Raw genomic sequence first — 20,808 nt, 5'->3', positions numbered from 1 at the left:
GGGATTTAAATTATTATGAAGAGTTATAAGATGATGGCAAAAGTGTATGATGAACTTATATATGAAGATGTAAACTATGAGAACATAGCAGAATATGCCTTATCAAAATGTGATAAGTATAATATTAATAAAGAAATGTATTTAGATTTAGCCTGTGGAACAGGAAATGTTGGTGTTCATGTAGGAAAATCCTTCAAAGAAAATTATTTTGTTGATCTTTCACAAGATATGCTTATAGAAGCAGATAAAAAGCTTAGAGAACATAGAGTTAGAGGTAAGATAGTTTGCCAAGACATGTGTGAGTTAGAGTTAAATAGAAAGTTTGATTTAATAACATGTGTTTTAGATTCAACAAATTATATTTTAGATGATGAAAGTGTAGAAAATTATTTAAGAGGGGTATATAATCATTTAAAAGAGGATGGTTTATTTGTATTTGATATAAATTCATACTATAAAATATCAGAAGTATTAGGCAACAATGTTTACACATATGATAGTGAAGAATTATTTTATGCTTGGGAAAATATTTTTGAGGATGAAATAGTAGAGATGAATTTAAATTTCTTTGTGAAAGATGGAGAAAAGTATGAAAGATTTACAGAGGTTCATGAAGAAAGAGCTTATAAGGAAAGTGAAATAGAATATATTCTTGATGTAATAGGTTTTAAAATAGTAGAAAAGCATAATGGTTATACAGAAGATGAAGTAACACCAGATACTGAAAGAATAGTTTATATAGTAAAAAAATAACGGAGGGATTAAATTATGAGTGATAAATTAATAAGAGCCATAGCTAAAGATGGTATGATAAGAATATTTGCAACAGAAACTACAGAGTTAGTTAATGAGGCTTCAAAAATACATGATTGTACACCTACAGCTGCTGCTGCCTTAGGAAGAATGTTAACAGCAGGAACTATGATGGGAGCAATGTTAAAATCAGATAAAGAAGTTGTAACTTTACAAATAAATGGTGGAGGAATGGCTAAAGGGGTTACTGTAACTGCTTACTCAGATTGTAGTGTTAAAGGATACATAGGAAATCCACATGTTGATTTACCTTTAAACACAGAGAATGGTAAATTAAATGTTGGAGAAGCTATTGGTAAAAATGGTGGATTAACAGTAATTAAAGATTTAGGATTAAAAGATCCATATGTAGGACAAGTTCCTATATATAGTGGAGAAATAGCTGAGGATTTAGCATATTATTTTACAGCTTCAGAGCAAATACCTTCAGCAGTTGCTCTAGGAGTATTAGTAGATAGAGATCATTCAATAAAAAAAGCTGGCGGATTTATAATTCAATTATTACCAGGAGCTGATGAACTTTTAGGAGACTTATTAACATATAGACTAGATGAGATTCCTTCATTAACTACAATGCTATCAGAAGGAAAAACAATAGAAGAAGTTATAGAATTCATTTTTGATGGAATGGATTTAAAAATATTAGAAGAAGAAACTCCAAAATATAAATGTGATTGCTCAAGAGAGAAAGTAGAGAGAGCATTATTAAGCATAGGATATAAAGATTTAAAAGAATTATATGATGAAGGTAAAGAAGAGGAATTAAAATGCCACTTCTGTAATAAAGCATATAAATTTACAAAAGAAGATATAGGAAAATTATTAGAAGAAAAAGAAAAATCTATTGCTGATGAAGTTTCAGAAGAAATGAAAAAAGCAGAAGAGAAAGAAAAAGAAGAAAAAAATAAAAAATAAGTTGACAAATTAATTTTAAGTTAATATAATAATAAATGTCTTGAAGAGATCAAGACATTTGGCTCGATAGCTCAGTCGGTAGAGCAGAGGACTGAAAATCCTCGTGTCGCTGGTTCGATTCCTGCTCGAGCCACCATTATTGCGGGAGTGACTCAATGGTAGAGTGTCACCTTGCCAAGGTGAAAGTTGCGAGTTCGAGTCTCGTCTTCCGCTCCAGATGCGGGTGTAGTTCAATGGTAGAACACCAGCCTTCCAAGCTGGATACCCGGGTTCGATTCCCGGTACCCGCTCCATATATGGCGCTATAGCCAAGTGGTAAGGCAGAGGTCTGCAAAACCTTTATTCCCCGGTTCAAATCCGGGTGGCGCCTCCATAAAAAAACATCTATAAGATTTCTTATAGATGTTTTTTTATGCTCTTTTAAAATAGTGTTAATTTATTAATATATAACTAGGAATTAATATTATTTAAAAGAGAGCATTTTTAAATTAAGGATTTTATTAATTTTTCACCGAAATTAGAGAAATTTGTTTCTTTAAATACCTTTCTTAATGTAATATTGTAAAGTTCTTCATTATCAACAGAAGAATCTTTTATGAAAAGTTTGATTACTTGAGTATCTCTATATTTAAACCAAGTTAAAACGGCAATTATATCTTTATTTATAGGCTTTTCAGAAATCTTAAGGGAATTATCTTCTTTATATATAATTAAATCTTTATGAGATACTGAATAAAATTCATTTGAAGGACAAGTGTATTGAATTAACTTTACATTATCAATAGCTATTAACAAATCTAATTTTTTTTTATCTCCAAAATCATTAGTAACTTCTTTTTGGAGTTTGACAACTTTTTTCATAATAAAAATACCCCCTATAAACAAAATTATAAATTGATAGTAAAGGTTTACAAATGACGAAATAAAGTATCAATAAAGTGCATTCAAAAGCATATAATATATTAAATTACGACTTACAATATAATATGTTTTATTTTATAAGAAAAGTACATTAATATTTTGAGAATTTAATATTAGTATAAATAATCATTTTAATATTAAGATAATTGATTTGTAAATATGTTGAAAATTAGGATACATAATGTATTAATTATATTTTAAATAGATATAATATATAAATAAACTTAATAGGAGGAGTAAGAATGTTTTTAGCTATTATAATTGGTTTATCTTTATGTTTAACGTATTTAATTTTAAAGAATAATAAAGAAAGTAATAAAAATAAATTAAACATAAATAGGGGATGGAAGGTAACTCCATATTTAAGTTTAAGAATAAGTTCCTTTGAAAGTAGAATTGATTTAGAAAAGATGAGGTTAAAGGAATTAATCAAGAATACTGTAAGATTAATAGATGAAAAAGTTACTTTTATAGATTGTAATAGTGAAGGATTTTATATAAAAAGTAAAAATGAATTAATATATATAAAATTTTTAGTAGGGGATAAAAAGGTAGAAAAAAATAAAGGTAGTGTTTCTTTTAAAAATAATGAGATAATAAAGTTAGAATTATATAATACAATAAGAAGTACTATTGGGAAATATATATGGTTTTGGGAAGAGGAATTTATAAGCCCACTGGAAAGTGCATTTAATATAAAATTTTCAAGTGGACATATAATTATGAAAATTAGCAAAGAAGATAAAATAATTTTTAATAAAGATGAGGAAAATAATACATTAAAAAATGAATCTTAAGTTTAAAGAAAAATTAATTAGATTTTTAGGATAGATGTAAAGGAAACTTTATATTTATCCTTTTTATGTGTAAAATTAAAGTAGAATAGTTAAAAATATAGCTAGTTTAATTTATATTAATTTAAAGCCTAATTAAAAGTGAAAATATGAGAGGAGTATTAAGATGAAAATAAAGGATATAAAAAAATTAACTGATTGCAAGTTTTTAAACTTATATAAATTAGATATTGAGAATAAGGTTGGAAATTCTAAAGAATATTTTATAGCAAGTAGAAGAACAGAAAAAGATTTAAGCTGCGTTGTGAATAAACATGATAAGGCAGATGGAGTTATGATAATTCCAATAACAGAAAATGATGAGTTTGTTTTGTTAAAGCAATTTAGACCTGCTATAAATGATTATATATATGAATTCCCAGCTGGACTTATAGACAATGGAGAAGATGCAATAAAGGCTGCTACAAGAGAGCTTTTTGAAGAAACTGGACTTTTAGCTAGTGAAAGTGAATATTTAATAAAGCCTAGCTATACTTCAGTAGGTATGTCTGATGAGTCTGTTGCTGTGGTTAAGATGAAGGTTTATGGAAATATTTCAACAGAAAATTTAGAAGAAAATGAAGAGATAGAAGTTATTAAAGTGCCTAGAAAAGAGGCTAAAAATTTTGTTGAAGAAAATAATGTATCAATAAAAACTGCATTGGTTTTAAGGTTTATGTAGATTATAAGTAAATTAAAGGAGCTTTATGAAACTTCAAGATAAAATTTATAAATGTGTTAAGAGTTTTTCTTAATATTGTTTATAAACTTTATTAGTGAGTTATTTTCATAATGCTCCTTTTAAAATATATTATTATACTAAAATTTCTTTTGGTTCTTTAGCTAAATTATCAACTACACCCTCTGGAATTTCTCCTTTGTGAAGTTTTAAGGCATTTAATGCAGCTCCCTTAATTGGTGGAAGTATAGGTGCTGTTAAATTAAATGCAGTATAATTATCTTGAAGATAATTTCTTAATGGGTCCAAGATAAATTCTTTTGAGTTGAATACACTACCAGAGTAAGAGATGTTTAATACTCCTGTAAATTCAAGTTGATTAGTTAATCCATTTACCATTAGAAGACATTCTTTAGCAGCTTGTCTATATATATCCAAAGCATATTTATCTCCTTTAAGAGCAGCTTTGTAAACTAACATTGCAAGATTAGCAACTTTAGTTCTATCTTGTTTATATTCATCCTTTATAAGGAATATTAAATCAAAATCATTTTCTAGTTTTAATTCATTTTTAAATATATCATAAAGGGCAGTTCTTTCTAATCTATGATCAGATTGTTTTCCAAAGATTTCAACACCTTTTTTAGCAATCCAATATCCAGATCCTTCATCACCACATATATATCCCCATCCGCTAGTCCTTGCTGTTTTTAAATCATTAGTTATACCAGATGCAATAGCTCCTGTTCCTAGAATTATACATATTCCAGGTTTACCAGCCAATGAACCAGCTAAGGCAACTTCTACATCGTTTCCACAAGAAAATTTATTTTCTCCTAAGATTTCAGCTATTATAGAATTCATTTTTAATTTTTCACTTTCATTTTCACCATAAGCAGGTAAACCTAAAAATGAGTAACTAAGATCATCTCTGCATATATTAATTTCACTACAAATCTTATCAATACCTTCTTGAATACCTTTTCTAAAACCATCAAATCCTACTTGATGTATATGACATGTACCACTAGTATGAGTTGACAAAACCTCTCCTAAGTGGTTTATAAGCATAAATGATGTTTTTGTTCCACCTGCATCAATACCTAAATAAAACATACTTTTCCCCCTCTTAATACATAGTTGTAATTACCACTTAAATTTATTTTACTATATTACTAATTGTATAATCAATGGGAATGGAAAAGTATGAATTGAATTAAAGAATAATTCAGTAAATATTAAATTTATCCACTTATTATTTGAAAAAGATATATTTAAGTTGTAACAGTAAATGTGATAAATATAAAAAATAATATTTATATGCTATTTTATCAACATTTATTACTATATTGAGTAAAATATAGTGATTGTTAAATAGTTAATATACTACCTCTATCTATTAATTTACCATTAGAAAGATAAATTGGTTCAACATCATATTTTAATAAAAAGTTTTTAATATCATTTCCATAGGAATGATTTTCTAAGTTGCCAAAGAAAGCCATTTGATTTTTTGAAATTAATCCGCAGCTTCCACCTATAAAGCCATAATCCAAACCAGGAAGAGAAATATCACCACTAGGAATTAATAATATATCAAAACCATAAGGTTTTAAGGCTTTATAAATTCCTTTATCAGAAGTTATTAAAGCTTTTTCAGAAACTATAGCAATAGAACACTTAGAATAGCCTTGCTTTATGTTTATTAAATTTTTTCCCTTTACTGATTCAATTAGCTTAGGATCAGTAAATTTTAGATTATGTATAAAATCATTTTTTAAGTTTACAGCATTTAAAATTACATTTCCAGGATACTTATCTTCTAAGTTATAAGAACTTTTTATAATATTTAAATCCTTTGGTATAGAGTTAAATAATTCTTCAGATGAATCTTTAGCTAATAAAAGAGTGTTTTCATTAAGTATATTTATTTGTATATCTGGATGACCATCTATAGCATCATATAGTCTAGGATGTTTTGGCACTTTAATTATATTAATATTTAAATCATTTAGTTTTTTTTCTTCTAATTCTGAAATTCTATAATCAACAAAACAAGTTCTCATAATAATCTCCTCATTCAAAATTTTATAATTTCATTTTACTAAAAAAATAAAGAAATTGTCGATTAATGAATTTATATTTTTGAATATTAGATATGAATTAATACATACTAAAAGTAGAGAAAGGAGTGAGAAAAATGCTTCTAATGACATTATGTTGTGAGGACGAAAAAAATTTAATAGAGGACATACAGAGTATAAAAAGTGTTTTAAAGAGCAAAGGAATTATAATTGGTGTGTCAGAAAGTATCTCATGTGGAACTCACTTCGTTAAAATATACTATGGAAATAGTGACTTTGATGAAAAGATAAGAGAGACCATAATGTTATATATAAGTAATGTTATCTATAATGTTATAATAGAACACTATAGGGAAAAAGAAATGCTTCATTACATGAATGAAAATTATTTCTTTTTAAAACATGATGAAATATTAGAAATAGATTTAGCTATAAATAAAATATTAAAAGGAGAACAAAAGATTTGTTCTGATAAAGATTTTTATTGTTTAAATAAGGTCAATGATATTATAGAGAATATAAAAGAATTTATATTAGAAAATGATTATATAAACATAGAAGGATTTATAACATTTAGAATGAAACCTTTATTAAAGGCTATAGAATGTATTATAGATAAAGTAGTAGAAGATTATATGATTGAAAAAGAATATAATGAATTTATAAAACTATTAAAATATTTTGTAGATATACAAGATTGTAAATTAGAAGAAGTAAATATAATAGTTCAAAGAAATGGATCATATGAGGTTAAAGATTCTAAAGGACTTGATATCTTTAAAGAGTTTTTTAATGAGATTACAGATATTGCTGAAGAGGGAATAATAAATATAGAAGATATTATTATTAGTGGTTTAATAACTAATGCACCAAAAAAAATAAAAATATATAATGAAGAACATTGTATTAATAAAGAATTTATTCAAACCATAAAAAGTGTTTTTTGTGAAAGAGTAGAAACACATAAAAGTTACAATGATATTCTAAAAAAATAAATTTTTAAAATTATAAAATTCTAAGATTATGAGTTTTAAAGATATAAAACTATTATTTTATTTAAAAGAAATTGATGAATTGTGTTGACAATAAAAAAGAATAATGATAAGATAACTGATGTCAAGAAGAAACAGCCGTTTCTCACCTTACAGCTATTAATGCTAGTTTGGTCATGAATTTTATTACATTTGATTTTGGTAATAGAGGACGGCTTAAAACCGTCCTTTTTTATTTATATATTTGTGTTGGCTAAATTCTATCGGAGGTGAACAAGATTAGTAAAAATTTTGCAATCAATCAAGAAATAAGAGAAAAAGAGGTTAGATTAATTTCTAGCACAGGAGAGCAACTTGGTGTTGTATCTGGAAGAGATGCACAGAGAATGGCAGATGAGGCTGAGTTAGACTTAGTTATGATTTCGCCAAATGCTAAACCACCAGTTTGCAAAATAATGGATTACGGTAAATTTATTTACGAGCAATCTAAAAAAGAAAAAGAAGCAAAAAAGAAGCAAAAGGTTATCAGTGTTAAGGAGATAAGAGTTAGCCCAACTATAGAAAAGCATGACTTAGAAATAAAAGCTAAGAATGCTAAAAAATTCTTAGAAGCTGGAGATAAAGTCAAGATAACTGTAAGATTTAGAGGAAGAGAAGCTGAGCATTCACATGTTGGTGTTAAGATATTAGATAGTTTCTTAGCTCAATTAGAAGAAGTATGTTCAGTAGAAAAACCTGCTAAATTAGAAGGTAGAAACATGATAATGATTTTAGCTCCTAAAAAAGCGTAACTTGAGAGGAGGATACTTACAATGCCAAAAATGAAAACTCATAGAGGTGCAGCAAAAAGATTCAAAAAAACAGGAACTGGAAAGTTAAAGAGAGCTCACGCTTTCACTAGCCATATCTTAACAAAGAAAAGTGCTAAGAGAAAAAGAAATTTAAGAAAAACTGGTTATGTTTCAACTGCACAAGAAAAAGCAATGAAGAAATTATTACCATATCTATAAGATAAAACACGGAGTAGGAGGTCTAGAAAATGGCAAGAGTTAAGAGAGCGGTAAATGCTCGTAAAAATCATAAAAAAGTTTTAAAACTTGCAAAAGGATACTATGGTGGAAAAAGCAAGTTATTCAAAACTGCTAACGAATCAGTAATAAGAGCATTAAGAAATGCTTACGTTGGAAGAAGATTAAAGAAGAGAGACTACAGAAGATTATGGATAGCTAGAATAAACGCAGCTACAAGAATGAACGGTCTTTCATATTCAAGATTCATGAACGGAATGAAATTAGCTGGTGTTGATATAAACAGAAAAATGCTTTCAGAGATAGCTATAAATGATCCAAAAGCATTTGCTGATTTAGTTGAATTAGCTAAAAAGCACTTAAACGCTTAATATCAGATGCGAGTTTATCTCGCATTTTTTTTATATACTATTTATATTTTATAAGTTTAATTTTATTCAGACGTTTATCTGAATAAAATTAAACTTATTTGCAATTACAATTAAATAAAATTACTTTTAAATTCTAAAAATAAGACAACTTTACATATATAAATTAAAAATAAGATATAATAAAATTAAAGGAAAAATATAATATTAGTTTAAGTTGGGGGTTTAATTATGTACATTAAACTGACAAAAAAGATAAAATTTAGTGCCGTTCAAATTTTAGCTTTAGGTTTTTCTATGGTTATTTTATTAGGTGCTATAATATTAAGTCTTCCAATATCATCTAAAAGTGGTGAGTTTACTCCTTTTTTAGATAGTTTATTTACTTCAACTTCAGCTGTATGTGTTACTGGACTTATAACATTAAATACAGCGGCACATTGGAACTATTTTGGGAAAACTGTCATAATAATCTTAATACAAATAGGTGGATTGGGATTCATGTCCTTTACAACTTTATTTGCCTTAATGGTTAAGAAAAAAATAACCTTAAGAGAAAGACTTCTTATACAAGAAGCTATGAATACCTTTGGAATACAGGGGTTAGTTAGAATGATTAGATATATCTTAGCATTTACATTTTCAGTAGAAATGTTAGGTGCTCTATTATTATCTACTCAATTTATACCTAAGTTTGGATTCTTAAAAGGTATATACTATAGTATTTGGCATTCTATATCAGCTTTTTGTAATGCAGGGTTTGATTTATTTGGAGATAATTTAGTTGGCTATGCTAACAATAAAACCGTAATATTAACAATTGCAGCCTTAATAGTAATTGGTGGTTTAGGATTTACTGTTTGGTCAGAATTATATAATTATAAGGGATATAAGAAATTATCTTTACATTCTAAAGTTGTAATAATGATAACAGCTATCCTTTTAATTGGGGGAGCTATTCTTATGTTTATATTTGAATATAATAATCCTAATACTCTTAAATATATGAGTTTTGGAGACAAATTAACTAATGCATTCTTTGCTTCAGCAACCACAAGGACTGCTGGATTTAACTCTGTTTCTACTGCTGATATGACTTTAGCTGGGAAATTCTTAACTATACTATTAATGTTTGTAGGTGGATCACCAGGGTCAACAGCAGGGGGAATTAAAACTGCTACCTTTGGTATAGTAGTACTTACTCTAATTTCTATAATAAGAGGAAGAGAAGATACTGAAGTATTTAAGAAGAGAATTTCAAAAGAATTAGTGTATAAGGCTTTTGCTGTTTTATTTATAGGTTTTGGTATAGTGGTACTTGGAACATTAATTTTAGCAGTAACAGAACCAGGATTTTCATTAGAATATATTCTATATGAAGTTACATCAGCTTTTGCTACAGTTGGATTAACACTTGGATTAACTCCATATCTTTCAGCAATAGGAAAAATAATAATAATAATAACTATGTATTTAGGAAGAGTGGGTCCTATGACTGTTGTTCTAGCTTTAGCTAATAGAAAGAAACCAAGTGCATACAAATACCCAGAAGATAAAATATTAATAGGATAAATAAGTTAGGAGTGTAAGGCTTATGTCAAGTAAACAATTCGTTATTATAGGATTAGGAAGATTTGGATCATCAGTAGCTAAAACTTTATATGCTTTAGGTCATGATGTTTTAGCAATTGATTCTAATGAGGATTTAGTTCAAGAAATATCAGATAGTGTAACTCATGCAGTTCAAATGGATGCAACAGATGAAAATGCTTTAAGAACTTTAGGATTAAGAAATTTTGATGTGGCTGTAGTTACAATAGGAGCTAACATACAAGCAAGTGTTATGGCAACATTACTTGTAAAAGATATGGGAATAAAATATATAATAGCTAAGGGAAATAGTGATTTACATGCTAAAGTTTTATATAAGATAGGAGCAGACAGAGTAATCTTACCTGAGAAGGATATGGGAGTTAGAGTAGCTCATAACTTAGTTTCTTCAAGTATCTTAGATTATATAGAATTATCACCAGATTATTCTATAATTGAGATAGAAAGTCCAAAAGAGTGGTATGGAAAGTCTATGAAAGAATTAAGCTTAAGAAGTAAATACGGAATAAACGTAATGGCTATTAAGAGAAACAATGAAGTTAATATATCTCCAGATGCAGATGATGTTATTAATAAAGATGACATAGTAGTTGCTATAGGTTCTGCAGAGGATTTAACAAAATTAGAAGGAAAGATATTTAGACATTAATATCTTCTAGAAAGGATTATTTGCTTTGTTAGAAATCGAAAGTAAAAATAATAACTTATTTAAAGAGATAAAAAAGTTAAAAGAAAAAAAGCATAGAATAAAGAGTAATAAATATCTTATTGAAGGTTTAAGATTTGTAGAGGAAGCTATAAAAAGTAAGGTATCAATAGATTCAATAATTTTTACAGAAAGTTTTAAGGAGAAAAATCCTGAATTATTCTTAAAAATTAATGAAAATATAAAGCTTATACAAATGAATGAAGCTCTTTTAAAACAACTTTGTTCAACGGAAAATCCACAAGGAATTGTTGGAGTTATAAATATGCAAAACAAGGAATTAAAAAGTGGAGAGTTAGTTGTTTTAGTAGATAAGGTTCAAGATCCAGGAAATATGGGAACAATAATAAGAACAGCTCATGCAGCGGGTGCAGCAGGAATAGTAATGACTAAAGGTACTGTTGACATATATAATGATAAGACTCTAAGATCAACAATGGGTTCAATATTTTATATTCCAATTGTTGAGGATGATTCTTTAGATTTTGTAAAATCATTAAAGAAGGAAGGGTATAAACTTGTAGTAAGTTCTCTTCAGGGAAAAAATAATTTCTTTGAAGAAAATCTTCAAGGGAAAGTTATGATAGCTGTTGGCAATGAAGGAAATGGTGTCAGTGATGAAGTATATGATATTGCGGACATAAAAGTTAAAATTCCTATGCCTGGTGAAGCTGAATCATTAAATGTAGCTGTAGCTACCTCTATAATGATATATGAAAAGATAAGACAATCATTTAAATAAATCAAGAGGCTTTATAAAAGAGATTTTTAATAAAACTTACAAATATATTCTAAGAATTACTAGAGATTCTTTAATACTATTTGTAAGTTTTATTATTAACTTTTTATATAATCTCTTGATTTTTTTATAAGTAAAATTCTATTAAATATGAAAAAATAATAAATGCCTTGATTATAAATACTATTATATGTATAATATACTTTGAATTGAATAGATAAAAACATTGATAGAGAGAGTAGATATAGCAATTTCTTATCAGGGAAAAAGTGCCATGGACTGAAAGCATTTTTAGAAAACTATATTGAAGTTCACTCTGGAGTTCTAACTGTGAAATATAAAGTAGTAGTTAGCGGCATAGTCGTTATTTGAAATTAAGTGAGTACTAAGTTTATTTTAGTGCTAATTAGGGTGGTACCACGGATATGAATACCCCGTCCCTTGTTTTTGAGGGATGGGGTTTATTTTATTTTAATAGAAATGTGTCAATAATGAAAATATACCATTAAAATTAAATCTAAGATTAAATAATGACTAAAAAATAGATATTAGGGTTCTAAGAGCTTTAAGATAAAATCTAATATATTAATTATATATCAGGAAAGGAGAATGAAAATGCAAGATAAGTTAAATCAAATTAAAGAATTAGCTTTAGTAGAAATTAAAGAAGCTAAAGATAGTACTACTATTGATACAATAAGAGTTAAATATCTTGGTAAAAAGGGAGAGCTTACAACTATATTAAGAGGAATGGGGTCTCTATCTAAAGAGGAGAGACCAATAGTTGGTAAGCTAGCTAATGAGGTAAGAGAGGTTTTAGAAGCTGAATTAGAGGCTATAACAAAGGCTGTTAAAGAAGCTGAAAAACAAGAAAAGCTTAAAAATGAAGTAATAGATATTTCAATGCCTGGTAAAAAACAAACAATAGGAAAGAAACATCCATTAGAGCAAACTTTAGATGAGATGAAAAAAATATTTGTTTCAATGGGATTTGCTATAGAAGATGGTCCAGAGGTTGAGAAAGATTATTATAACTTTGAAGCCTTAAACATTCCTAAGAATCATCCAGCTAGAAGTGAGCAAGATACATTCTACATAAATGATAATGTAGTTTTAAGAACTCAAACTTCTCCAGTTCAAGCTAGAGTAATGGAAAAACAACAACCACCAATAAAAATGATCTCACCTGGTAAGGTATTTAGATCAGATGCTGTTGATGCTACACATTCACCAATATTCTACCAAATGGAAGGTCTTGTTATAGATAAGGATATAACTTTTGCAGATCTTAAGGGAACTTTAGAATTATTTGCTAAAAAAATGTTTGGTGATAAAGTAAAAACTAAGTTTAGACCACATCATTTCCCATTCACTGAGCCATCAGCTGAAATGGATGCTACATGCTTTGTATGTAACGGAAAAGGATGTAAAGTATGTAAGGGAGAAGGTTGGATAGAAATACTAGGTTGTGGTATGGTTCACCCTCAAGTTTTAAGAAACTGTGGAATAGACCCAGAAGTTTATAGTGGATTTGCTTTCGGATTTGGTGTAGACAGAATGGTTATGCTTAAGTATGGAATAGATGACATAAGATTATTATACGAAAGTGATATGAGATTCTTAAATCAATTCTAGTTTTAAAATAGGAGGTAAAAAAGATGAAAGTACCATTTAATTGGCTTAAAGATTACGTTGATATAGATATGACAGCAGAAGAGTTAGGCGATGCTTTAACTTTATCAGGATCAAAAGTAGAAGAGGTCGTAACTGCTGGTGCAGAAATAGAAAATATAGTTACTTGTCAAATAGATAAAATAGAACAACATCCTGATGCTGAAAAGCTTAAAATTTGTCAAGTAAACATAGGATCAGAAATGATTCAAATAGTAACAGCTGCAGATAATATGAAAGAACATGATAAGGTTCCAGTAGCTTTACATGGTGCAATATTAGCTGATGGAAGCAAAATCAAAAAAGGTAAATTAAGAGGAGAAGTTTCAAACGGAATGTTCTGTTCAGAAGAAGAATTAGGAATTGCTGACGGAAAAGAAGTTATTGGACTTATGATTTTACCAGAGAATGCTCCAATTGGTGTTTGTATAAAAGAATATTTAGGTCTTAATAAACAAGTTTTAGATTTTGAAATAACTTCAAATAGACCTGATTGTTTAAGTGTTGTTGGTATGGCTAGAGAAACAGCAGCTACAACAAGAAAAACTTACAGAATGCCAAGTACTAAGTTTGAAGTTAAATGTGATAAAAACATAAATGATGAAATAAAAGTTTCAGTTAATGATAAGCTTTGTAATAGATATATGGCTAGAGGAGTTAAAAATGTAAAGGTAGCTCCATCACCAACTTGGATGCAAGAAAGATTATTAGATGCTGGGGTTAGACCTATAAATAACATAGTTGATATTACTAACTTTGTTATGTTAGAGCTTGGTCAACCAATGCATGCCTTTGATAGAAGAGAATTAAAATCTTCTAACATAGTAGTTGAGAGAGCTAAAGATGGAGATAAATTTGTAACTTTAGATGAAATAGAAAGAGAATTAAATTCAGATGTTCTTTGCATAAAAGATGGAGAAGAGATAGTTGCGTTAGCTGGTATAATGGGTGGATTAAACTCAGGTGTTAAAGATGACACAACAGAGATTGTATTTGAATCAGCTAACTTTGATGGAACTAATATAAGAGTTAATTCTAAGAATTTAGGATTAAGAACTGAAAGTTCATCAAGATTTGAAAAAGACATAGATCCAAACTTAGCAGCTTTAGCTTTAGATAGAGCATGTGCTTTAGTTGAAGAACTAGGCTGTGGAGAGATTATGGAAGGCACTATAGATGTCTACAATAATGTTAAAGAAGAAAAGACTTTAGAAGTAAGTGTTCGCTGGATAAACAAATTCTTAGGAACTTCATTAGAAGCAGAAGAAATGAAGAGATGTTTAGATAGCTTAGATTTAAAAACTACTATAAATGGAGATACATTAGAAATATTAGTACCTACATTTAGAATAGATGTTGATATAAGAGAAGATGTAGCAGAAGAAGTTGCAAGAATCTATGGATATAATAATATTCCAGCTACTTTAATATCAACTAGTACAGAAAAAGAAGCTAAGGACAAGAAACAATTATTAGATGAAAAAGTTATAGATACAATGTTAGCATCAGGCTTAAATCAATCTATAAGTTACTCATTTGTAAGTCCAAAGGTATTCGATAAAATATGTGTACCAGAAGATAGCAGCCTTAGAAATGTTGTTAAAATAAAGAATCCACTAGGAGAAGATTATAGTGTTATGAGAACATCAACACTTCCTTCAATGATGGAATCTTTAGCTAGAAACTATTCAAGAAGCAATGAGATAGTTAGATTATTTGAAATAGGTAAAACTTATATTCCAAATTCAGATGAAAATGAATTACCAACTGAAAGAAATATATTAACAATTGGTATTTATGGACAATGTGATTACTTTGATTTAAAAGGAATAGTTGAAAACTTATTAGATTCATTAGGTCTTAAGAGCGCATCATTCAAGAGAATGAGTGAAAACCCAAGTTATCATCCAGGAAAAACTGCTGAGTTAATATTAGGTAGAACTTCACTAGGTGTTTTAGGAGAAATTCACCCAGACGTTAATGAAAACTACGGAGTAGATGTTCCTTGCTATGTTGCTGAATTAGATTTAGATGCTATGTATAACTTCTCAAAAACAGAGAAAGCTTACAAACCATTACCTAAGTATCCAGCAATAACAAGAGATATAGCTTTACTTGTTGATGATGCAGTTCTAGTTCAAGAAATAGAAGATGCAATAAGAAAAGCTGGTGGTCAAGTAGTTGAAAAAGTTGAATTATTTGACGTTTATAAAGGTGCTCAAATACCAGAAGGTAAGAAGAGTATTGCATATGCTATAGCTTACAGAGATCCAAGCAAAACTTTAAAAGATAAAGATATAAATAAAGTTCATGATAAGATATTAAGAGCTTTAGAATATAAGCTAGGAGCTCAATTAAGAGAGCAATAATAGTTTTAAATATGTTATGTATATGTTAAAATGTACATAACATATTTTTTATTATGGAAGTAAGAGGTGTTTAAGAAAGTATGGCGACTGTTACGGTAACAATAAATGGAGTTGAATATAATTTAAAAGGCCATGAAGACGGAGAATATTTAAAAAAAGTAGCTGAATACGTAGAAGAAAAAACACAAGAGATGGCAACAAAAAATAATAAATTAAGTGCACTTGGAGTTTTATCTTTATCTGCATTAAATATAGCTGATGAGTTATTTAAAGGAAACGATGAATATAATCAACTTATAGATTATTATGAAAAAATAAAATCTGAATTAGAAAAGTCCAAAAAAGAAATAGAAGATCTTAAAGAACTAGAAGGAGAAAGTGTTTCTTTAAAGGAAAAACTAGATAAGATTACTTCAGAGAAAGAAGCCTTAGAAAAGAATTTCAATGAATTAAAAGATAAAAAAGAAGAGATTGAGAAAAGCAGAGAAGAACTTAATAATAAATTTAATAAGCTAAATAATGAAAATTCTAATTTAAAAGAAGAGCTTAAGAATACAAATAGTAGAATGAATAATTCTAATCAAGAAATAGCTAATTTAAAGAAAGAAATTGAAAAATTAAAAAGTGAAAATAATAGTTTAAAATCAGCTAAGGATAAAAACTTATATGAAGTTGAAAAATTAAGTAAAGAACTTAAAGAGGTTAAATCAAATAATGCTGAGTTAAACAAAACTATAGAAGTCTCAAGAAGTAAAGAGAAAAACTTAAGTAATGAGATTAATAATTTAAAAAGCAAAAATAATCATGTGGAAAAAGAGCTTAGAGATCTTAAGGAAAAAAATAATAGCTTAAGCAGTATAGTTACTGAAGCTAAGAAAAACTTAGAACTATTAAATAAAGAGATTAATAGCTTAAAGGAAAGAAATAAGACTCAAAGAGAAGAAAATGAAAAATTAACTTTAGAAGGAGAAAATCTAAAGATTAATTGCAAAGAAATAGAAGAAAAACTTGAAGGTTTAAATAAAGAAAATGGACAACTTAAGGAAACTTCAGAGCTTTTAAATAAAGAAAAAATTTGGATCAAAGATCAAAATAGTGGTTTAAAGAAGCAAATTTTAGAGTTAGAAGAAAATCTTCAATTAGCTTTAGAGGAAAAAGATGCTTTAGGTAAGAAGATTTCAGAGGATATGGAAATTGAAATGAAAGCCTTAAAGGAAGAAGCTGAAGAAGTTAAGGCTGAAATGGAAATTTTAGAAGAGGAAGCTAAAAAGTTAAAAAGAGAAAAAGAACTTTTAATGGAGAACAATAAAGAGTTAAGACGTAACTGGCAAACAGCTAAGTATAAACTTTTAGATTTAGAGCAAAAATATCTAGATTCTCAAGTTAAGCTTGCTACTTCAAAAAAATCAAATAATGTTCTTTTAAAGAAAAAATAAAAAGTGTATTTAGAGACTGTAAGGAGATTTATGTGAAAATAAATTTCCTTATAGTCTTTTTTGTTTTTTAAGAAATATTCAGTGTAACTAGTATCTAAAACTCAGTTAATTTTAAGTTCTGGTCAATATTAATTTAAAACTTAGTTCTTAAAATAAACTTTTTATTTACTACACTGGATATTGAAAAGATAAACATTAATTAAAAGCTAGTTTTATTTTAACTGATTAAATAAAGTAGTTAGTGAGATATTACAAGCAAGGGATTAACTTTCTATTCTTAAAATAACAAGGAGTTAATTTTGTCTCTTCTAAGAATTTAGAAAGCTTCTCAAAATTTCTACCTACATGCTCTATTTTATGAGAATCTGAGCCAAGGGTTATATACTTACCTCCAAGTTTTCTATAGTATGAATAGATTTCTACCATGTTTTTAAAGGAAGTTTCATCATCTAAACGAGTAGTATTAAGTTCAAGAACTTTATTTTTAGCTATTAGTGTTTTAAAAATAGCTTGGAATTTAAGTTTAAAATCCTTAAGAGTCATTTCCTTATCATCATAAGCGCTGTATCTACAAGGATAATCTATATGTCCTAAGGTATCAAAAATATCATAAAATTCTATGCATTTAAGCATATTATCAAGATATTCACCATAAACAACTTCTTTAGGTCTTGTATCTTGTTTTAGAAATCTAGAAAGAGTAACATCATTTATAGAATGAATAGAACCTATTATCATATCAAATTTATCTTTGTATTTTTCATAAAAGGCAAAGTTTTCATCTACATTGTTCATTGCAAGTCCAAGTTCTACACCTTGTTGCATATTTTCTCCTCTATATTTACTGTATTCCTTTAAATAACCTTCAATATCAAGTTCAGCAAATTGAGGATGAGTTTTTAAATTATAATCTAAATGCTCTGTAGTTATTATTCCTAGATTATTTTTTTTAGCCCTCTCTAATATATCCTTAATTTTTAATTCAGAGTCAGCTGAAAATTCTGTATGTATGTGACAATCATAAAGCATTTTGTAACCTCCGCATAAATATTAGTATAATTTAATTTTATCATAACTTAGAAAAATATTAAGGGTACTAAATAGCTTTAGATTTATTTAGTTATTATTTTAAAGTATATCAATACAAATTTTTATTTTATAAAGTGCTTGAATTAAAAGACAAATAATGAAATGTAGAATTGTATTGTGTAATTGTGTATAATACAAAGTATTGAGTAAATTAACTAAGGAAAGACCTAGTTGAATTTTAGGAGAGATGAATTTTATGGAAAGAATAGAATTACTAGCACCGGCAGGAAGTATGGAAAGTTTAATTGCTGCCATAAACAGAGGTGCTGATGCTATATATTTAGGAGGAAGCAAGTTTTCAGCAAGAGCTTATGCTTCTAATTTTGATAATGAAACAATGGAAAAGGCTGTGGATTATGCCCATACTTATGGCGTTAAGGTTTATGTTACAGTAAATACTTTAATTAAGGAAAATGAGTTTCAAGAAGCAGTAGATTACATAGGCGTTTTATATAAAATAGGAGTTGATGCTTTAATAATCCAAGATGTAGGATTGGCTAAAAAAATAAGAGAATTATATCCAGATTTTGAATTACATGCTTCAACTCAAATGAGCATACATAATGGAGAAGGAGCACTTTTCTTTAGAGAAAATGGATTTTTTAGAATTGTTTTATCAAGAGAACTTACTTTAGATGAGATTAAATATATTTCAAAGGATTTAGGAATAGAAACTGAGATATTTGTTCATGGAGCTTTATGTGTTTGCTATTCAGGACAATGTTTAATGAGTAGCTTAATAGGAGGAAGAAGTGGTAATAGGGGAAGATGTGCTCAAAGTTGTAGACTTCCATACACATTAATTAGAGAAAAAGATAAGAAAGAGACTAAAGGATTCCTTTTAAGTCCTAAGGATATTTGTACTATTGAAAATGTAGAGGACTTAATAAAAACAGGAACTAGCTCTTTAAAGGTTGAAGGAAGAATGAAGAGACCTGAGTATGTTGCTGGAGTTATAGAATCTTATAGAGAAGCTATAGATAATTCTTATAGAAATATTAAAAAATCTCAAGAGGAAAATAAACTTAAACTTAAAAAGTTATTTAATAGAGAAGGTTTTTCTACAGCATACATGTATAAAAATGTTGGGAAAGATATGATGGCATTTAAAACTCCAAGAAATACAGGAGTTTTACTTGGAGAAGTTCTAAAAAATGGAGAAGTGCTTTTATTAGATGATCTTTCATTAAAAGATGGAATAAGAACTAATGATGATGGGTTTACTGTAAGTAAAATACTTATGGGAAATCAAGAGGTTACTGAAGCTAAAAAGGGAGATAAGGTAAAAATATTCCCTAAAAAATATAAAGCTAATGATAAGCTTTATAAAACTTCAGATACTAAGCTTTTAAATGAATTAAAGACCTCTTATGAAAATCCATATGAGAGAAAGATAAACTTAAAGGCTTATATGAAATTTAAGGTTAATGAGCCTATGGAACTTACTGTGGAGTACAATGGAAATTACTTTACAAAGACTGGTGATATGGTTCAAGTTGCAGTAAATAGACCTATGGATAAGGAAAAAGTTGAAAAGAACTTAAAGAAATCTGGAGATATTCCTTATGAAATAAGTGAAATAGAATACGTAACTTTTGAAGATGGTTTTGCAGCAGTTTCTTCTATAAATAATTTAAGAAGAGAAGTTTTAGAAGAGATAAGAAATTCTGAGATTAAAAAATACAAAAGAGTTATAGAAAAACAAAGTAATATAGAACTTAATGAAAAGAATGGTGAAATGCCAGAGGTTTTAGTTGTTGTAAATACTAAGGAACAATTAAGAGCTTCAATAGATTGTGGAATCAAAAATATTGCTTTAGATATCTTTGGAAAAAATCAAGGGCAACTTAATAAGAATGCTATAAAAGAATTCAAAGTTGAAGGAATTAATCTTTATATAAAAGCACCTACAATAATAAAAGAAGAGTTTGAAACAATAAGTAATATAATAGAAGAGAATCTTAACTTAATAAAAGGTTTAGTTACAGCTAATACTGGAATAATAAATAGATTTAAGGATAAAACAAATATTATAGGTGATTATAAACTTAATATATTTAATTCTTATGGTATGAAGTTTTATAATGAACATATGATGGGAAGCTGTTTAAGTTTAGAATTAAATAAAAAAGAGTTAAATAAAATGCTTAAGAAGTATTCTAAGGGAGCTCAAATGTTTGTTTATGGAAGACCAGAGGTTATGGTTAGTGAATACTGTCCAATAGGAAGTACCTTTGGTGGAAAATGTACTTCAAAAAATTGTGATAATCAATGTGTAAGTAGTACATTTACTTTAAGAGATAGAATGAATCAAGATTTTGCTATAAGAACTGATATATTCTGTAGATCGCACATATACAATACAGTACCTGTTAACTTAGTTCAGGAAATTGATGAAATAAAATCTTTAGGAGTAAATTCTTTTAGATTAGACTTTGTAGATGAAAAGTATGAAGAGGTTAGACAGGTAATTGAAGCTCTAAATAAGGAAGAAGCTTTAAAATTAAAGGATTATACTAAAGGTCACTTTAAAAGAGGCGTTGAGTAAAGGGGA

The 20,808-nt window shown here is 27.9% G+C and carries 19 protein-coding genes, 4 tRNA genes and 2 other annotated features; of the genes, 19 read left to right on the top strand and 4 right to left on the bottom strand.

Annotated features, from left to right (window positions below; genetic code table 11):
- Positions 1–15 precede the first annotated feature (15 nt).
- The 6 genes from ACYUCG_RS07885 to ACYUCG_RS07860 all read left to right on the top strand — a co-directional run bounded on the left by ACYUCG_RS07885 (position 16) and on the right by ACYUCG_RS07860 (position 2,101).
- Positions 16–753 carry a class I SAM-dependent DNA methyltransferase gene (locus tag ACYUCG_RS07885; protein WP_003481926.1) on the top strand — a complete coding sequence of 246 codons (738 nt, stop codon included), beginning with the start codon at positions 16–18 and terminating at the stop codon, positions 751–753.
- 15 nt (positions 754–768) lie between these two features.
- Positions 769–1,728: an Hsp33 family molecular chaperone HslO gene (gene hslO, locus ACYUCG_RS07880; RefSeq protein ID WP_003451067.1), complete on the top strand. Its 960-nt coding sequence runs from the start codon at positions 769–771 to the stop codon at positions 1,726–1,728.
- A gap of 60 nt (positions 1,729–1,788) precedes the next feature.
- Positions 1,789–1,864 (top strand) — tRNA-Phe (locus ACYUCG_RS07875).
- Between the two features lie 5 nt (positions 1,865–1,869).
- A tRNA-Gly gene (locus ACYUCG_RS07870) sits at positions 1,870–1,944 on the top strand.
- A gap of 3 nt (positions 1,945–1,947) precedes the next feature.
- A tRNA-Gly gene (locus ACYUCG_RS07865) sits at positions 1,948–2,021 on the top strand.
- Between the two features lie 5 nt (positions 2,022–2,026).
- Positions 2,027–2,101 (top strand) — tRNA-Cys (locus ACYUCG_RS07860).
- Between the two features lie 110 nt (positions 2,102–2,211).
- On the opposite strand, the gene ACYUCG_RS07855 is transcribed toward ACYUCG_RS07860, so the two are convergent.
- Positions 2,212–2,589, bottom strand: coding sequence for a hypothetical protein (locus ACYUCG_RS07855; RefSeq protein ID WP_240298618.1), 378 nt, complete (start codon positions 2,587–2,589; stop codon positions 2,212–2,214).
- 302 nt (positions 2,590–2,891) lie between these two features.
- Here ACYUCG_RS07855 and ACYUCG_RS07850 point away from each other — a divergent pair, with 302 nt between their 5' ends.
- Complete coding sequence (locus tag ACYUCG_RS07850; protein ID WP_283677923.1) at positions 2,892–3,446, top strand: hypothetical protein; 555 nt, start codon at positions 2,892–2,894, stop codon at positions 3,444–3,446.
- A gap of 163 nt (positions 3,447–3,609) precedes the next feature.
- Entirely contained in the window at positions 3,610–4,164 is a 555-nt protein-coding gene (locus ACYUCG_RS07845; RefSeq protein ID WP_060795213.1) for an NUDIX hydrolase, read from the top strand.
- Positions 4,165–4,296: 132 nt separating this feature from the next.
- Here ACYUCG_RS07845 and ACYUCG_RS07840 read toward each other — a convergent pair whose 3' ends face one another.
- Positions 4,297–5,277, bottom strand: a complete 981-nt coding sequence (locus ACYUCG_RS07840; protein ID WP_060795211.1) for an N-acetylglucosamine kinase — start codon at positions 5,275–5,277, stop codon at positions 4,297–4,299.
- Positions 5,278–5,531: 254 nt separating this feature from the next.
- The gene (locus tag ACYUCG_RS07835; RefSeq protein ID WP_283677921.1) at positions 5,532–6,227 is read right to left on the bottom strand and encodes a DUF6873 family GME fold protein; all 696 of its coding nucleotides are present in this window, start codon (positions 6,225–6,227) and stop codon (positions 5,532–5,534) included.
- Positions 6,228–6,361: 134 nt separating this feature from the next.
- Here ACYUCG_RS07835 and ytxC point away from each other — a divergent pair, with 134 nt between their 5' ends.
- The 10 genes from ytxC (at position 6,362) to zapA (ending at position 17,165) form a co-directional block, all read left to right on the top strand.
- Complete coding sequence (gene ytxC, locus ACYUCG_RS07830) at positions 6,362–7,240, top strand: putative sporulation protein YtxC (RefSeq protein WP_333961779.1); 879 nt, start codon at positions 6,362–6,364, stop codon at positions 7,238–7,240.
- A 117-nt stretch (positions 7,241–7,357) separates the two neighbouring features.
- Positions 7,358–7,477: a sequence feature (ribosomal protein L20 leader region), on the top strand.
- A gap of 29 nt (positions 7,478–7,506) precedes the next feature.
- Entirely contained in the window at positions 7,507–8,028 is a 522-nt protein-coding gene (gene infC / locus ACYUCG_RS07825; protein WP_003451478.1) for a translation initiation factor IF-3, read from the top strand.
- A 21-nt stretch (positions 8,029–8,049) separates the two neighbouring features.
- Positions 8,050–8,247 (top strand): 50S ribosomal protein L35, encoded by a 198-nt coding sequence (gene rpmI / locus ACYUCG_RS07820; protein ID WP_003451643.1) that lies wholly within the window; start codon positions 8,050–8,052, stop codon positions 8,245–8,247.
- Positions 8,248–8,276: 29 nt separating this feature from the next.
- On the top strand, positions 8,277–8,636 hold the full coding sequence (rplT, locus tag ACYUCG_RS07815) for a 50S ribosomal protein L20 (RefSeq protein ID WP_003451332.1): 360 nt from the start codon (positions 8,277–8,279) through the stop codon (positions 8,634–8,636).
- Positions 8,637–8,864: 228 nt separating this feature from the next.
- On the top strand, positions 8,865–10,205 hold the full coding sequence (locus ACYUCG_RS07810) for a TrkH family potassium uptake protein (RefSeq protein WP_060795205.1): 1,341 nt from the start codon (positions 8,865–8,867) through the stop codon (positions 10,203–10,205).
- 22 nt (positions 10,206–10,227) lie between these two features.
- A complete protein-coding gene (locus ACYUCG_RS07805; RefSeq protein WP_003451483.1) occupies positions 10,228–10,893 on the top strand; it encodes a potassium channel family protein in 666 nt (221 codons plus the stop codon).
- 25 nt (positions 10,894–10,918) lie between these two features.
- Positions 10,919–11,692 (top strand): TrmH family RNA methyltransferase, encoded by a 774-nt coding sequence (locus ACYUCG_RS07800; RefSeq protein ID WP_003475472.1) that lies wholly within the window; start codon positions 10,919–10,921, stop codon positions 11,690–11,692.
- Between the two features lie 214 nt (positions 11,693–11,906).
- Positions 11,907–12,134: a binding site (T-box leader), on the top strand.
- Positions 12,135–12,304: 170 nt separating this feature from the next.
- Positions 12,305–13,324 carry a phenylalanine--tRNA ligase subunit alpha gene (pheS, locus tag ACYUCG_RS07795; RefSeq protein ID WP_003478405.1) on the top strand — a complete coding sequence of 340 codons (1,020 nt, stop codon included), beginning with the start codon at positions 12,305–12,307 and terminating at the stop codon, positions 13,322–13,324.
- 23 nt (positions 13,325–13,347) lie between these two features.
- A complete protein-coding gene (gene pheT, locus ACYUCG_RS07790; protein WP_460268396.1) occupies positions 13,348–15,729 on the top strand; it encodes a phenylalanine--tRNA ligase subunit beta in 2,382 nt (793 codons plus the stop codon).
- Between the two features lie 80 nt (positions 15,730–15,809).
- Positions 15,810–17,165, top strand: coding sequence for a cell division protein ZapA (gene zapA, locus ACYUCG_RS07785; RefSeq protein ID WP_460268395.1), 1,356 nt, complete (start codon positions 15,810–15,812; stop codon positions 17,163–17,165).
- Between the two features lie 249 nt (positions 17,166–17,414).
- Here the strand turns inward: zapA and ACYUCG_RS07780 are convergent, their stop codons facing one another.
- Entirely contained in the window at positions 17,415–18,194 is a 780-nt protein-coding gene (locus ACYUCG_RS07780; RefSeq protein ID WP_460268394.1) for a histidinol phosphate phosphatase, read from the bottom strand.
- 256 nt (positions 18,195–18,450) lie between these two features.
- Between ACYUCG_RS07780 and ACYUCG_RS07775 the strand changes: the two genes are divergently transcribed.
- Positions 18,451–20,802 (top strand): U32 family peptidase, encoded by a 2,352-nt coding sequence (locus tag ACYUCG_RS07775; RefSeq protein WP_460268393.1) that lies wholly within the window; start codon positions 18,451–18,453, stop codon positions 20,800–20,802.
- The last annotated feature ends 6 nt before the right edge of the window (positions 20,803–20,808 follow it).

The organism is Clostridium sp. CTA-17 (assembly GCF_054767895.1).
This window is presented reverse-complemented; position numbering and strand designations above follow the sequence as displayed.